This window comes from Rhizobium pantanalense, assembly GCF_030182525.1.
Lineage (GTDB): Bacteria > Pseudomonadota > Alphaproteobacteria > Rhizobiales > Rhizobiaceae > Rhizobium.
Map to the genome: position 1 here is coordinate 364,998 of NZ_JAQJCH010000004.1, position 14,842 is coordinate 379,839.

At 61.6% G+C, this 14,842-nt stretch carries 9 protein-coding genes; 4 read left to right on the forward strand and 5 right to left on the reverse strand.

What is annotated here, in order from left to right; all coding sequences use genetic code 11:
• Positions 1–33 precede the first annotated feature (33 nt).
• Complete coding sequence (gene pdxY / locus PH558_RS13605; RefSeq protein WP_095433377.1) at positions 34–909, reverse strand: pyridoxal kinase PdxY; 876 nt, start codon at positions 907–909, stop codon at positions 34–36.
• A gap of 294 nt (positions 910–1,203) precedes the next feature.
• On the opposite strand from pdxY, the gene PH558_RS13610 reads away from it, so the two are divergent.
• Both PH558_RS13610 and PH558_RS13615 read left to right on the forward strand, forming a co-directional pair.
• Positions 1,204–5,994: an NAD-glutamate dehydrogenase gene (locus PH558_RS13610; protein ID WP_285204882.1), complete on the forward strand. Its 4,791-nt coding sequence runs from the start codon at positions 1,204–1,206 to the stop codon at positions 5,992–5,994.
• Between the two features lie 48 nt (positions 5,995–6,042).
• Entirely contained in the window at positions 6,043–7,434 is a 1,392-nt protein-coding gene (locus PH558_RS13615) for an MFS transporter (RefSeq protein WP_483314155.1), read from the forward strand.
• 65 nt (positions 7,435–7,499) lie between these two features.
• On the opposite strand, the gene purH is transcribed toward PH558_RS13615, so the two are convergent.
• The 4 genes from purH to htpX form a co-directional block, all read right to left on the reverse strand.
• Positions 7,500–9,116 carry a bifunctional phosphoribosylaminoimidazolecarboxamide formyltransferase/IMP cyclohydrolase gene (gene purH, locus PH558_RS13620; protein WP_285204883.1) on the reverse strand — a complete coding sequence of 539 codons (1,617 nt, stop codon included), beginning with the start codon at positions 9,114–9,116 and terminating at the stop codon, positions 7,500–7,502.
• 96 nt (positions 9,117–9,212) lie between these two features.
• Positions 9,213–10,859: a heparinase II/III family protein gene (locus PH558_RS13625; protein ID WP_244575250.1), complete on the reverse strand. Its 1,647-nt coding sequence runs from the start codon at positions 10,857–10,859 to the stop codon at positions 9,213–9,215.
• A 148-nt stretch (positions 10,860–11,007) separates the two neighbouring features.
• Complete coding sequence (locus PH558_RS13630; protein ID WP_285204886.1) at positions 11,008–12,417, reverse strand: RsmB/NOP family class I SAM-dependent RNA methyltransferase; 1,410 nt, start codon at positions 12,415–12,417, stop codon at positions 11,008–11,010.
• Positions 12,414–13,412, reverse strand: coding sequence for a zinc metalloprotease HtpX (htpX, locus tag PH558_RS13635; RefSeq protein WP_095433383.1), 999 nt, complete (start codon positions 13,410–13,412; stop codon positions 12,414–12,416). The genes PH558_RS13630 and htpX overlap by 4 nt, the downstream gene beginning before the upstream one ends.
• 110 nt (positions 13,413–13,522) lie before the next feature.
• Between htpX and PH558_RS13640 the strand changes: the two genes are divergently transcribed.
• Both PH558_RS13640 and PH558_RS13645 read left to right on the forward strand, forming a co-directional pair.
• Positions 13,523–13,750 (forward strand): DUF1674 domain-containing protein, encoded by a 228-nt coding sequence (locus PH558_RS13640; RefSeq protein ID WP_095433384.1) that lies wholly within the window; start codon positions 13,523–13,525, stop codon positions 13,748–13,750.
• 37 nt (positions 13,751–13,787) lie between these two features.
• The gene (locus PH558_RS13645; RefSeq protein WP_285204888.1) at positions 13,788–14,780 is read left to right on the forward strand and encodes an alpha/beta hydrolase family protein; all 993 of its coding nucleotides are present in this window, start codon (positions 13,788–13,790) and stop codon (positions 14,778–14,780) included.
• The last annotated feature ends 62 nt before the right edge of the window (positions 14,781–14,842 follow it).

Consider the following 14,842-nt stretch of genomic DNA (forward strand, 5'->3'; position numbering starts at 1 on the left):
TGCGCTGCAAAAAGCTCCCGTCGCTGCCAGCCGTTACCTTTTCTTCCGCTGCGCCGGGTGGACGAGATGCCTCAGCTGCACCATGGCCATCGGTGTCGACAGGCTTGCAGAATCGACGGCAAGCGTCAGCTCGTTGCTGCCGCGCTTGACGGCGCGTGCCAGCACTTCAAAGACGCTGGCCGTCGTCAGCTGCAGCGCCCGCTCCTCATCCATGCCGGAAAGCAGGCGCGACAGGAACACGGCGGATAAGAGATCGCCGAGCCCGTTCGGCGCACCTTCCACGCTGCGATGTTCGGCAAGCAGCGCATTTCGGCCGCTGAGATAGAGATTGCCAATGCCGCCGGCCATCATCGGCACGGCAGACGTCACCAGCATGCGCGACGGGCCAAGCGCGAGAGCCGCCTCCATGATGGCGTTGTTATCCTCGAGGGGCGCTCCCGCAAGCCAGGCAAGCTCATAGCGGTTCGGCGTTGCGAGCGACGCCAGCGGGATCAGATGGTCGCGGATCGCTTCCGCCGTCGCCTCAGGCACATAAAGCCCGCCGGCATCGCCGATGACAGGATCGCAGGCATAGAGGAGATCGGGGTTCTTCTCCCGCAAAGCCGTTACGAGCCTTGCAACGGAATGCGCCTGCGCAGCATTGCCAAAATATCCCGACAGAACCGCCTTGACCTCCGAAAGCCAGGGTGCGGCGATGAGATCGTCGATCGCATGGTCGAAATCCGCCTCGTTGAAGGTCAACCGCGTCGAACGCCCATGACCGGGATGCCAAGGGAGAACGATCGTCGGCAGCGCCCACACCGGATGGCCAAGAGTCTCCAACGCGAAAACGGCGGCGCGATTGCCGACTGACCCTCGGACGACGTGGCTGGAGATGACGATAACGGTGCCGGCGGACACTTGCGACATGATGCTAGCTTTCAAGTTCAGGGCTTCAAACTGCCATGGCGCCGTTGATGATCCCTTCGACGGCACTCTGTCAACCGCACTTCACAGAGTCATGAAAACCTCTGTTGACGAGTTGATTCCGCCAATGTCACACCACTGATATCCGCTTTGCACCGAGATCGCGCATTCCGGCAAGATTTTTAAAAAAACCGGCCAAAATCAGTCCGAAAGCAACCAAATTCGCATTCTTTTTGCCAGTTTTTTCGCTAAACCTTCTGCTACTGTCGTCATAATTCGAAAATCGGGAGGAATTCCATGGCGCCCAAGACCAATCCGAAACGGGAAAAACAGATTGAAGCGGCACGCAAAATAGCCGCGGCAGCGGGCGAGGCGCATCTCGATCCCGAAATCCTGTTCGGCCGGGCGAGCAATGACGACATGGAGCTTTACAGCCCGGAAATGCTGGCCCTTGCCGCAACGCACGCGGCCAAGGAACTGGCAGCCTGGAGCGGCACCTCTCCGCGAGTCAGCATCGAGCAGGTCGCCGGTATCGAACCCGATGGCGTTGCGGTGTCGATCCTCTCGATCACCGACCACAACATGCCCTTCCTCTATGAATCGATCATGGGTGAAGTGACCAGCAGCTACCGCGATCTCTATATGGCCATCCACCCGATCCTGGTCGTCGAGAAGGGCAAGCAACCGAGCCTTTATTCCGCCGATCAGCCGAGCGATCCGGCCCATCGCGTCAGCCATATCCAGCTTCATCTCTCACCTTTGACGACAGCGCAGGCGACGGATCTGACCAAGCGGATCCAGACCGTGCTCGATCAGACGCATCTTGCCGTTTCCGACTGGAAGCCGATGCTGTCGCGCCTCGATACGGTGATATCGGAACTATCGACCTACGAGGCTGCCGGCCGCCGCAAGAATGACCGTGACGAAGCGCTTGCCTTCCTTGCCTGGCTACGCGACGGCAATTTCACTTTCCTCGGCATGCGCGAATATGTCTATTCCGGCAAGGGCGCCAATGCCAAGGTCGAGCGCGATCGCGGCACCGGCCTCGGCATCCTCTCCAATCCGGATGTCCGCGTTCTCCGGCAGGGCAAGGACGCCGTCACGACCACGCCGGAAATCCTCGCCTTTCTTGACGGCCCGGATTTCCTGATCGTCACCAAGGCCAACGTCAAATCGATCGTCCATCGCCGCGCCTATATGGATTATGTCGGCGTCAAGCGCTTTGACGCTGATGGCAACGTAACGGGCGAGCTACGCATCGTCGGCCTCTTCACGTCGACGGCCTATACCAGCGCTGCCGCGGAAGTGCCGCTGCTGCGCTCGAAGGTGCAGAAAGTCAAGGATCACTTCGGCTTCGATCCGACAAGCCATTCCGGCCGAATGCTCGAAAACACGCTGGAATCCTATCCGCGCGACGATCTCTTCCAGATCGACACCTCGTTGCTGGCAAATTTCGCCGAGCAGATCAACGACCTGACCGACCGGCCGCGCGTGCGCGTATTGCCGCGCATCGATCATTTCGACCGCTTCGTCTCCGTCATTGTCTATGTCCCGCGCGAGGAATATGATTCCGTCGTCCGCGAGAAGATCGGCAATTACCTGAAGTCGGTCTATGACGGGCGCGTCTCCGCTTATTATCCGGCTTTCCCGGAAGGCGGCGTGGCGCGCGTGCACTTCATCATCGGCCGCAGCGCCGGCAAGACGCCGCATGTTCCCCAGGCCAAGCTGGAAGAGGCGATCCGCGCCATAACAGCCCGCTGGGACGAGCGCTTCGCCATGCTGGCTGGCCCGAAAGCGCCGAGCATTTCCGTCAGCCAGGCCTTCCAGGAGGCCTTCTCGCCGGAAGACGCCTTTGCCGATCTGCCTGATATCATCGCCACGACCGGTGCCGAACCGATCCGCATCGGCTTCTATATCCGCAAGGACGAGGCAGGCGACATTCTCTCGCTGAAGATTTTCCATGGAGACGGCAATCTGGCGCTGTCGCGCCGCGTACCGCTCTTGGAAAATCTCGGTTTCAACGTCATCAGCGAGCGCACCTTCGATATCTACGTCACGGCCAAGGACGGATCGACCGGCCATGTCGTGCTGCACGACATGGAGCTCGAGGCCCGCAATGGCCTGACCATCGATCTCGCCCGCCACGGCGCCGCCCTGGAGGAAGCTTTCCTTGCTGCCTTCGGCGGCACGATCGACAACGACGCTTTCAACCGGCTGATCGTCTCTGCCGATCTCTCCGCCCGCGAAACCAATGTGCTGCGCGCTTATTCCCGCTATCTCAGACAGGCCGGCATCGCCTATTCGCAGGATTATATCTCTGCGACGCTGGACAAATACCCGCGTATCGCCGCATCGCTCTTCCGATTGTTCCACGATACGCTCGACCCGAAGCTCAGCGACAAGAACCGCACGAAGAAGCTCTCCGAGCTGCATGCGAGCATCGAAGCCGAGCTTGCCGACGTTCCGAGCCTCGACGACGACCGCATCCTGCGCCGCTACGTCAATGCTATCGACGCGACGCTGCGCACCAACTATTTTCAGAAGAACGCGGACGGTACCCCCAAGGCCATGCTCGCCTTCAAGCTCGATCCCAAGCTGCTCGATGGACTGCCCGAACCGCGCCCCTTCCGCGAAATCTTCGTCTATGGTGTCGAGGTGGAAGGCGTACACCTGCGCTTCGGCAAGGTGGCGCGTGGCGGCTTGCGCTGGTCGGATCGCGCTGAAGACTATCGCACCGAGGTGCTGGGCCTTGTGAAGGCACAGCAGGTGAAGAACGCCGTTATCGTCCCCGTCGGCGCCAAGGGCGGCTTCTATCCGAAGAAGCTTCCGGTCGGCGGCAACCGCGACGAGATCTTCAATGCCGGCCGCGAGGCCTACAAGACCTATATCCGCACATTGCTGTCGATCACCGACAACATTTCCGGCGCCGATATCATCCCGCCGGCCGATACGGTCCGGCTCGATGGCGACGATCCCTATTTCGTTGTCGCCGCCGACAAGGGCACCGCCACCTTCTCCGACACCGCCAATGCGCTGGCGCAGGAAGCAGGCTTCTGGCTGGACGACGCCTTCGCTTCGGGCGGCTCGGCCGGCTACGACCACAAGAAGATGGGCATCACCGCCCGCGGCGCCTGGGAAACCGTGAAGCGGCACTTCCGCGAAATGGACATTGACATCCAGACGACGCCCTTCAACGTCGTCGGCGTCGGCGACATGTCCGGCGACGTCTTCGGCAACGGCATGCTGCTGTCGCCGAAAATCCGCTTGCTCGCCGCCTTCGACCATCGCGACATCTTCATCGATCCCGATCCGGACATGGACAAGACGCTCGCAGAACGTCAGCGGCTCTTCAACCTGCCGCGTTCGAGCTGGCAGGATTTCGACAAGTCCGTCCTGTCGAAGGGCGCCATGATCATTTCCCGCGCGGCAAAATCGGTCACGCTGACGCCGGAAGCCGTCGCCGCGATCGGCATCGACAAGGCGGTCGCAACGCCCTTCGAGATCATGACGGCGATCCTCAAGGCACCCGTTGATCTCCTGTGGTTCGGCGGCATCGGCACCTACGTCAAGGCTCCCTCCGAAACGGATTCGGAAGTCGGCGACCGCGCCAACGATCCGATCCGCATCACGGCCGACGAGGTTCGCGCCAGGGTGATCGGCGAGGGCGCCAACCTCGGCGTCACCCAGAAGGGCCGCATCGCCTATGGCCTGAAGGGCGGGCGCTGCAACTCCGACGCCATCGACAATTCCGCCGGGGTCAACACCTCCGACGTCGAGGTCAATATCAAGATCGCGCTTGCCAACGCTATGTTCGACGACCGGCTGACACGCGCCAAGCGCGATACGCTGCTCGCCTCCATGACCGACGAGGTGGCAGCGCTCGTTCTGCGCAACAACTATCTGCAATCCCTGGCGATCTCGCTGACGGAGCGCAAGGGCACAGGCAACGCTCTCGAACTCAGCCGCTTCATGAGCGTGCTGGAAGCGGCCAAGCAGCTCAACCGCAAGGTCGAGACCCTGCCCGACGATCAGACCTTCGCCGAGCGTTACGCCAATGGTCGGCCGCTGACGCGCGCTGAAATCGGCGTACTGCTCTCCTATGCCAAGATCGTGCTCTTCGACGCGCTTGTCGCCAGCGACCTTCCTGACGATCCCTATTTTGCAGCCACGCTCAGCCGCTACTTCCCGGCCAAGATGCAGCGTTCGAACGCCACGGATATCGAAAGCCATCGCCTGCGCCGTGAAATCATCGGCACGGCGCTCGCCAACGAAGCGATCAATCGGGGCGGTCCAGGCTTTGCCGTCAGCATGATGGATGCGACGGCGGCATCAGCGGCCGAAGTGGTCAAGGCCGCCGTCATCGCCCGCGACGGCTTCGATCTCGACCGGCTCTGGAACGAGACGGATGCGCTTGACGGTAAGGTGGGCGGCCAGATGCAGAACCGCGTCTATGGCGAGATCACCGAAGTCTATACCGTGCTGACGCGCCTGCTGCTGAAGACCGGAGCGGCCAAGGGCGAAATCGAGGAAACCGTTAGCCGGCTTCGCGCAGCTCTGAAGAAGCTTCGACCCGTCTTCCTGACCCACATCCCGGCAGATTTCGCGGCCGAGATCGCAGCCCGCGAAGCGGAATACCAGGCAGCCGGCCTGCCGGAGAAGCTCGCTTCGGAGATCGCCACGATCTATGCGCTTGTCCTCGTGCCTGAGATCATGCAGATCGCCGAACGCACCGGCGATACGCTGAACCGGGCGGCCGAAAGCTACTTCACCGTCTCGCAAACCTTCCGCGTCGGCCGCCTCCTGCTTGCCGGCAGCCGGATCGTCACCGGCGATCACTATGAGAGCCTCGCTTTGGCGCGCAGCCTCGACCAGATCGCCGGCGCCCGCCGCGATATCGTCATCTCTGCTTTGTCCAACCATCCGAAGGACAAGCAGCCGGTTCAGGCATGGCATGCGGAAGACCGTATCCGCATCAATCGTATCGCCGAAGAACTTGGCGGCCTCAGCGAAAGCGGCGATCCCAACCTCGCCCGCATCACCGTCGCCGCTGGCCTGCTCAGCGATCTTGCGAACGGCCGGGCAAGGTGACACAGTCCGCCCCGACCCTGCGAACGGGTAAGGGAATGAGGGCTGGATCTGGTGGCAACCGAAATTGTTGAAAATGACGTGCCGGCCAAAGTGCCGGCACGCGGCATCTGGGGCTGGATGTTTTTCGATTGGGCGGCCCAGCCGTTCTTCACGGTCGTTACCACCTTCATCTTCGGCCCCTATTTCGTCGCGCGGCTGACGGCCGATCCCGTCTCCGCCCAGACGACATGGAGCAATATGGCGACGATTTCCTCGGTGATCATCGCCATCCTCTCGCCGGTCCTCGGCTCGATCGCCGATCAATCCGGCGCCCGCAAACCTTGGATCGCCTTCTTCGCCGTCATCAAGATCGCAAGCCTTTTCTGCCTCTGGGAAGCAGCCCCCGGATCGCCCGTTATCTATCCCGTCATTTTCATGATCCTGGCGTCGATCTCCGCCGAATTCTCGATCGTCTTCAACGATTCGATGATGCCACGGCTGGTGGGCAAGGACGATGTCGGCAGGCTGTCGAATGCCGCCTGGGGGCTCGGCTATCTCGGCGGCATGATCGTGCTGATCGCCGTGGTGGCCTGGCTCGCTGGCAGTCCGCAGACTGGCAAGACCATTCTCGGCCTGACGCCGCTCTTCGGCCTCGATCCGGTGCTCGGCGAGGATGCACGCATCACCGGGCCGATTTCGGCCGCCTGGTATCTCGTCTTCATCCTGCCGATGTTCCTCTTCACGCCGGATGCCGCCCGTGGCCTGCCACTTCGCGCTGCCGTTCGCTCGGGCCTGCGCGAGCTATCGGCGACCTTGGGCGAACTGAAGCGCCGGCGTGGCATCAGCCTCTTCCTCATCGCCCGGATGATCTACCAGGATGGTGTCAACGGGCTCCTGATCCTCGGCGGCACCTTTGCGGCTGGCATGTTCGGCTGGGCCACGATCGAAATCGGCATCTATGGCATCATCCTCAACGTCATCGCCATCTTTGGCTGCTTTGCCGCCGGCTATGTCGATCGCTGGCTGGGATCGAAGACGACAGTGGTCATCAGCCTGACTTTGCTGCTCGTCGCGACGTTCGGCATCATATCGACCGGACCAGGCTTCACGCTCTTCGGCCTCGTGCCGCTTTCGACCGCCGATGCCGGCGGCCTGTTCGGCACGGCAGCGGAAAAAGCCTATATCGCCTACGGGTTGCTGATCGGCATCGCCTTCGGGCCTGTGCAGGCCTCCTCGCGCTCTTATCTCGCTCGCAGCGTCAGCCTCTCGGAGGCCGGCCGCTATTTCGGCATCTATGCGCTCTCGGGCCGCGCCACCAGCTTCATGGCGACGCTGTTCTTCTCGCTGGTGACCTATTGGAGCGGCTCTGCCCGCCTCGGCATGGCGACGCTTGTCATCTTTCTCGCCGGTGGCCTGTTGCTTCTGCTGCCGACGCCCTATCCGGCCGACAAGGCGAAGTAGGCAAAAAAATCCCGGCTGGCAAACCAACCGGGATATACGTTTTATAGATGCGGTATATCCGCCGATCAGTGGCGGAAATGGCGAACGCCCGTGAAGACCATCGCGACATTATGCTCGTTGGCCGCATCGATCACTTCCTGGTCCCGCATCGAGCCGCCGGGCTGGATGACGGCCGTGGCGCCTGCGGCAATTGCCGAGAGCAACCCGTCGGCAAAGGGCAGGAAGGCTTCGGAAGCGACGGCGGAGCCGCGCGTCAGGGGCTCGGCAAGCCCCATGGCCTTGGCGGCTTCCTCGGCCTTGATGGCGGCGATCCGGGCGGAATCGACACGGCTCATCTGCCCTGCGCCGATACCGGCCGTCTGGCCGTCCTTGGCGTACACAACGGCATTCGACTTCACATGCTTGGCGACGCGGAAGGCGAACTTCATGTCTTCAAGCTCCTGCGCCGTCGGCGCGCGCTTGGTGACGACCTTGAGCTCCATGTCCTCTACCAGCGCATTGTCGCGGTTCTGCACGAGCAGGCCGCCGGAGACAGTCTTCGCAGTCAGGCCGGCAGCGCGCGCATCGGGCAGGGCGCCGACCGACAGGAGGCGGAGGTTCGGCTTGCGAGCGATGATCGCCTTGGCTTCCTCGGTAACGTCAGGCGCGATGATCACTTCGGTGAAGAGCTTGACGATCTCTTCCGCCGTTTCGGCATCGAGCAGGCTGTTCAGCGCAATGATGCCGCCGAAAGCGGAGGTGGAATCGCAGGCGAGAGCGCGCTTATAGGCTTCCACCAGGCTCGGGCCGGTGGCAACGCCGCAGGGATTTGCGTGCTTGATGATCGCGCAGGCCGGCCCCTTTTCCGGCAGGAACTCGGCGACGAGCTCATAGGCGGCGTCGGTGTCATTGATGTTGTTATAGGACAGCTGCTTGCCCTGAAGGAGTGTTGCCGTCGAGACGCCGGGGCGGTTTTCGCCGGTCAGGTAGAAAGCCGCCTTCTGGTGCGGGTTCTCGCCATAACGCATCTCCTCGCGCAGAACGCCGCCGATGACACGGTGGCGCGGCGTGGCGATATCGAGCGCTTCGGCAAACCAATTGGAAATCATCGCGTCGTAGGCAGCGGTGCGGGCAAAGGCCTTGGCGGCCATACGCTTGCGGAAATCATAGGTCGTCTGGCCGGCGTCGGCGGAAAGCTGCCCCAGCAGTTCGGCATAATCGCCGGGATCGGTCAGCGTCGTTACATAGGCATGGTTCTTGGCCGAAGCGCGGATCATCGCCGGGCCGCCGATGTCGATATTCTCCACCGTCGTCGGATAGTCGCCGCCGGCCTTGCGCACGTCCTCGAAGGGATAGAGGTTGATGACGGCAAGATCGATGCCTTCGATGCCGTGCTCCTTCATAGCAGCCTGATGCTCGGCATCGTCACGGATGGCCAGCAGGCCGCCATGCACCTTCGGATGCAGCGTCTTGACACGGCCGTCCATGATCTCCGGAAAATTCGTCACTTCCGAAACGTCGGTCACCGCAAGACCTGCTGCGGCGATCGTCTTATGCGTGCCACCAGTCGACAGCAGGCGCACGCCCTGCTCGCTCAGCGCACGCGCCAGCTCGACGATGCCAGTCTTGTCGAAAACGGACAGAAGTGCGGTTTTCACCTTCACCTTGTCGGGAGCGGGAATTTTCTTGGAAACGACGGCCATGGGCTTTCTCCGGTCTAGCATAGGGAGATGTGGCGTCCGGCAAAAAGGGTGCGGGACGGATAATGCCGCCCCGTTAGCATAGCTCACGCGCTTAGCCTATGGCCGATGCGATAAAAACCAGCGGATTTCCGGCTTTTCCGTGATCCGGAAGACGATCTCGAGCTGATCGGAAGAACGCATGCCTGAGGGATCGGCAAAGAAGATATCCTCCGCCACAAGCACCTCGTTGCCGGGCGAGGAGAAGACCCATGTCTCTCCATCCGGAGCGATCAACAGCGCGGCATCCGTCTCGGTCTGCAGCAAGCTGATGGAAGGGTGAATGTGAAAGCGGGCCGAAGCGATGCCCTCACCCTTCGGCTGATGCTTCTTGCCCTCCGGCACAAAGAACCGGTCGCGGCCGGCGACGATCGTGCCGCTGGCATTCAGACTGATCTCGCGCTCATGGACATAACCGAAGGCGGGGAGGTAGCCGTCATGCGCGGCACGGACATAGTCTCGCCCGTCTTCCGTCTCGGCGCGCTCGACGATAACCTTCTTGACGCCGCTGACCATGATCGGCCCAAGCGATTTCGATTTGGAGAACTGACAGGACGAGGTGTCGTTGAGCGTGACGGTCGAATGTGCCGCGGTCGCCCGCGCCGCCTGCATGAAACGATCACCCGCAAATTCGGGCGCGCCGGAATTGATGATGAAGCGCGTCTTGCCCGACGACATCTCGAAGGAAAGACAGCCGGCATGGGCTGTGCGGCTGAGATCGGACGAGGCTGCGGTTCCCACGTCGACGATGACGACGGCCGAACCGGCCGCTAGCCGGTGATACTTGGTATGCGGCAGCGCCTTGAAGGCCTGACCGGCCGTCTCGTCATAGCGCAGCACCGACATCAGCTCATTGGCCAGCGTCGAGGTCGCACCGTTGAACAGCGCCAGATCGCCATCCTGATGGCGGAAGAAACGCAGTGCCGGATACATGCGGTCGATGCCGGGAATGAGCCGGATCGGCACGTCATGGCCGAGATTGACATAGGTCTGGCGCAGCGGCAGCAGATCGAGCAGCAATTCCAGCGATGCCCGTGGATTGCGAGAGATATGGCCGCCATCCTGCAGGATTTGCCGGTCGATCTCGCGATCGAGGGCCTGCCCCGCCCGTTTCAGCGTCAGCGAGCTGCTCGGCATGGCGACCGAGGCCATGGCAAGCGCGATACGCACGCGGAACCTTGTGATGCCGTCAGGCGACGACGCCACGATCCGGCGCAAAAAGCGCACATGGAATACGAGCATGCGCATGAAGCGGCGGTAGAAACCGCTATCGGTGCCCTGCAAAAGCACGGGCGAATGCGACAGAAGCGCGATCAGCCGTTGCGCCGCTATGTCGGGCGACCAGGCTAGGCCATGCAGCCGGCGACCGTGAACAGCAATCCAGTCGGTGAGGATCGACCGCGCCGCAGCTGAGGCCTGATCGCTCTTTTCCGCCCGCAAATGCCGCAGCCAGCGAAAATTATGCAGCCGGGCGGCAAAGGCCAGCGACGGCAGCTCCAACGAGAAAGGGGAACCGCCTTGCGTTTCCAGAACGCGCCCAGCGAGCAGAATGCGGCCGTTCAAAAGCTCTTCGACGAAAAAGGGATCGACGCTGCGCAGATCGGTCGGCGCCACGATCAGGCGCTCCGGCACACGCATCGTGTGGCGGGTGAGACGCAATCGCGTCAACGCCGCGCGGCGCGACATCCGCCGCCATGCTTCCCGCATGTATGAACTCACTAAACCCTGCCGCAGATCTGCATATTTGCTTCTGCTTACTCTCATTACCCGTGGTTAAAAAGAGGTTACAGATATACCAATTAAAGACATGTTCGCCGGTTTTTTAACCGTCCGGTAAAAACGATTCGAGGTGGGACTAATGCGTGCGGCGAAGCACGACGGCAAAGAAGCCGTCGAGGCCAGAGGCGAAGCCGTCGGCAAGCGGCAGCATATCCGGCGTGGTGCGGAAGGCTCCAAGCGGCGAAATCGCCGCTTCCAGACCCGGCCAATCGCCTGATGCGATCGGTACGCGCTCGACATTGCCAGTATCGGCAAGCAGGCGTGCAACCAGATCTTCGCCCTCTTCGGGATCGAGCGAACAGTTGGAGAAGACCACCACACCGCCCGGCTTGACCAAGGTCAGGGCATGGCGAAGCAGGCGTTCCTGCAGCGCGGCCAGCTTGGCGATATCCTCCGGTCCCTTGGTCCAGAGCACATCCGGATGGCGGCGCGTCGTTCCCGTCGAGGAGCAGGGGGCATCGAGAAGAGCCGCATCGAAAAGTTCGTCGGGCTGATATTTGCTCATATCGGCAACGACGGTTTCTGCTTCGAAGCCAAGGCGTGCCAGATTGCCGGACAGCCGCTTCAGGCGATTGGCGGATTGATCGAGAGCCGTGACCTCAGCGCCGGCGAGAATGAGTTGCGCCGTCTTGCCGCCCGGTGCTGCGCAGAGATCCACCACCCGCTTGCCGGCCAGCGGGCCGAAAAGTTTTGCGGGAATGCTGGCGGCAGCATCCTGAACCCACCACTCCCCTTGGTCGAAACCTTCGAGAGAGGGAATGGACCCTTCGAAGGCGGCAAGCCGCACGCCACCGGTCGGCAGCACCACGCCGTTCAGCCGCTTCGCCCAGCCCTCGGCATCGGATTTCACGGTGAGGTCGATCGCCGCTGGCTCGAGTTGCGTGTCGGAAATCTTTAGCGCAGCGGGAGCGCCATAGGCCGCTTCCAGGCGGGAAAGGAACCAGGCCGGCATGGCCGGCACGTTCGCAACCCGCTCAAGGATTTCCTGCTTCTCGCGGCCGATGCGGCGGAGAATGGCATTGACCAGCTTGGCGAAACGGCGATTGCGAGGATCGCGGTTGGCTTGCTCGACAGCAAGATCGACGGCGGAATGATCCGGCACGTCGAGGTAGAGGATCTGCGTCGCACCAATGACGAGGACATGATGCAGGGCACGGGCACCCTCCGGCAGCGGCGAATCGAGCAACGACGAGATCGCCGCCTCGATACGCGGCAGGTGGCGCAGCGCGCTGTTCAGGATAGCCCGCACCAGCGCACGGTCGCCATCGCTGAGCGTCGTATAGGCGGCGCTGCCGCCTTCGGCATCGAGCATGCCGTCGAGCGGCGTCTTGCGATCCAGCACGGCTCCCAGGATCTTCGACGCCGCAGCGCGGGCCGGAAGGCCGGGCTTCTGCGGGGACGAATCGACCGGCCTCGACGGCTGCGGCCGCTTGCCCGATCGTTTTCCGTCTCTCTTGGAAGCGTTGTTTTTCGTGTCAGAACTCAAGACCAGGGACCCTTCGGCGGTTGCGAACCACCGCGACCCGTATTCGGCACGGAGCGCGATTTGCGCCCCGAATTAGCAGTGAAGGACGGTCCCGTCGAGCCAAAGCCGGAAGATGCGCCGGAAGACGGTGTCATCGGCGAAGCACCGCCGCCACCGTAACGGGCCATTTCATGCAGAGCGGCGATGCGGTTTTCCGTATTCGGATGGGTGGAAAACAAGTTGTCCATACGCTCGCCGGAGAGCGGATTGATAATGAACATATGCGCCGTCGCCGGATGACCTTCGGCCTCTTCGTTCGGAATATGCGCCGCGCCGCGGGCGATCTTGCCGAGCGCGGAGGCAAGCCAAAGCGGATTGCCGCAGATTTCCGCGCCCCGGCGGTCGGCCGAATATTCGCGCGTACGGCTGATCGCCATCTGCACCAGCATGGCGGCCAGCGGGGCGACGATCATCGCCACGAGGACGCCGACCATGCCGAGTGGGTTGTTGTTGTCGCGGCGGCCGCCGAAGAAAAAGGCGAAATTGCCGAGCATGGAAATGGCACCGGCAAGCGTCGCCGTGATCGTCATGGTCAGCGTGTCGCGGTTCTGCACGTGGGCAAGTTCATGCGCCATCACGCCGGCCACTTCCTCGGGCGTCAGCGCGTGTAGGAGACCGGTGGAGGCCGCAACGGCGGCATTTTCGGGGTTGCGGCCCGTGGCAAAAGCATTCGGCTGCGGGCTGTCATAGAGATAGACCTTCGGCATCGGCAGGCCGGCATTGCGGGCGAGATCGCGGACGATGCGGTAGAATTCCGGCGCGCTGCGCTCATCGACCTCCTGCGCACCATAGGTGGACAGCACCATGCGGTCGGAATTCCAATAGGAAAAGAAATTCATGCCGGCGGCGACGACAAATGCGATCAGCATGCCCGATTGGCCGCCGATCAGAAAGCCGACGCCCATGAAGAGCGCGGTCATGAAGGCAAGCAGCATGGCAGTACGCATGAGATTCATCGAGAGGTCTCCAACACATCTGTCGTCCAAACCTTTTTCTTTACGGCCGGACGCACTATGATTTGGCTATTCCTCCCTCCATTTCAATATTTCGGAGGTCGTGCGAGACCATGCAAACCGCAGATAACGACAATAAACTCGAAACCGAAGCCGGCGAAATCACCCGCAAGCCGCTCTCACCCGCGGCCAAGCGCGCGCTCGCCGAAGCAGAAGAGCGCCGCAAGGCGCAGGAAGCTCAAGCACAGGCCGAACTTCCCCCCGAAATTGGCGGCCGCGGCGGCGCCGACCCCGCACGCTTCGGCGATTGGGAAATCAACGGTCGAGCGATCGATTTTTGAGATGAGTTTGGGTTAGCCGTCATTCGATGAGAGAATAATGCCTATAAGTTTCTCTCAAGGTCTGTCCTTTGATAGGAAACGCGCAAACTGGAGCCGGACGGGCCACCGCCCTTTGGCTTGGTGCGCGTGGTATCCGGCCGATGACGATGCAGTCGAAATCGCACCCTTGCCGTCCTCGTTCAAGCAAAAGCCGGTCGCGCCCAACGCGCCGATGAAGAAATCCACCGATCCGCGCCCTTTGGTGTTGCTGTCTCACGGATCGGGCGGCCTTGCCATTGGACTGGAATGGCTCGGACATCGCTTGGCGCAGGCCGGCTTTGTGGTCCTGGGCATCGATCATCACGGCCATACAGGTTCAGAACCGTATAGAGCCGAGGGATTTCTCTGTCTCTGGGAGCGGGCGGCCGATCTGACCGCCTTGCTCAATGCCAATGACTGGAGAGAGGTCTTGGGCGGGGCCGTTGAAAACCATGCCTACGTCGCAGGTTTCTCCGCCGGCGCCTATACCGCGATGCTGCTTGTCGGCGCCCGCGTTGCCTACTCTCAGTTCGAACCGGACAACCCTCAGAAGAGCCCCATACGAGGACCGAGAGAATTCCCCGATTTGGCGGATCACATTCCTTCGCTTCTCCAAGATGATATATTCCTAGAATCATGGAATCGACGACGGGACAGTTTTAGGGATGATAGATTGAAAGCCGCTTTGGCGATCGCGCCAGGTCGGTCGGTTCTCGGCTTTTCCAAGGAAAGTCTCGAAGAAATAACAGCACCCGTTCAGATCGTTGGCGGCGATGCGGATGTCATAGCGCCGGCCCACAAATGCTGCACATGGCTCCACGAGAATGTGCACTCGAGCTCCCTTGAAATCATAGGCGGCGGAGTAGGCCATTATACGTTTCTGCCTGAGCCTACGCCACAAGGCCTGAAGGCCGCACCGGCGGTCTTTACCGACATTGCTGGCTTGGTGCGAGAAAACGTGCATAACCATGTTGCCCAAATGGCAATTGCTTTTTTCAGCACTGCAAGATGAAAAATTTAGGCGAGAGCCTGGCTCTCGCCTAATGTCAAATGACCCGGTGCCCCTGACTCGAC

What these genes read in the sequence shown, in the direction of transcription:
- htpX (WP_095433383.1), bottom strand. Translation starts at nt 13,412, where the DNA reads ATGAATCTCATGCGTACTGCCATGCTGCTTGCCTTCATGACCGCGCTC.
- pdxY (WP_095433377.1), bottom strand. Translation starts at nt 909, where the DNA reads ATGTCGCAAGTGTCCGCCGGCACCGTTATCGTCATCTCCAGCCACGTC.
- PH558_RS13610 (WP_285204882.1), top strand. Translation starts at nt 1,204, where the DNA reads ATGGCGCCCAAGACCAATCCGAAACGGGAAAAACAGATTGAAGCGGCA.
- PH558_RS13645 (WP_285204888.1), top strand. Translation starts at nt 13,788, where the DNA reads ATGCCTATAAGTTTCTCTCAAGGTCTGTCCTTTGATAGGAAACGCGCA.
- PH558_RS13640 (WP_095433384.1), top strand. Translation starts at nt 13,523, where the DNA reads ATGCAAACCGCAGATAACGACAATAAACTCGAAACCGAAGCCGGCGAA.
- purH (WP_285204883.1), bottom strand. Translation starts at nt 9,116, where the DNA reads ATGGCCGTCGTTTCCAAGAAAATTCCCGCTCCCGACAAGGTGAAGGTG.
- PH558_RS13625 (WP_244575250.1), bottom strand. Translation starts at nt 10,859, where the DNA reads ATGCGGGAAGCATGGCGGCGGATGTCGCGCCGCGCGGCGTTGACGCGA.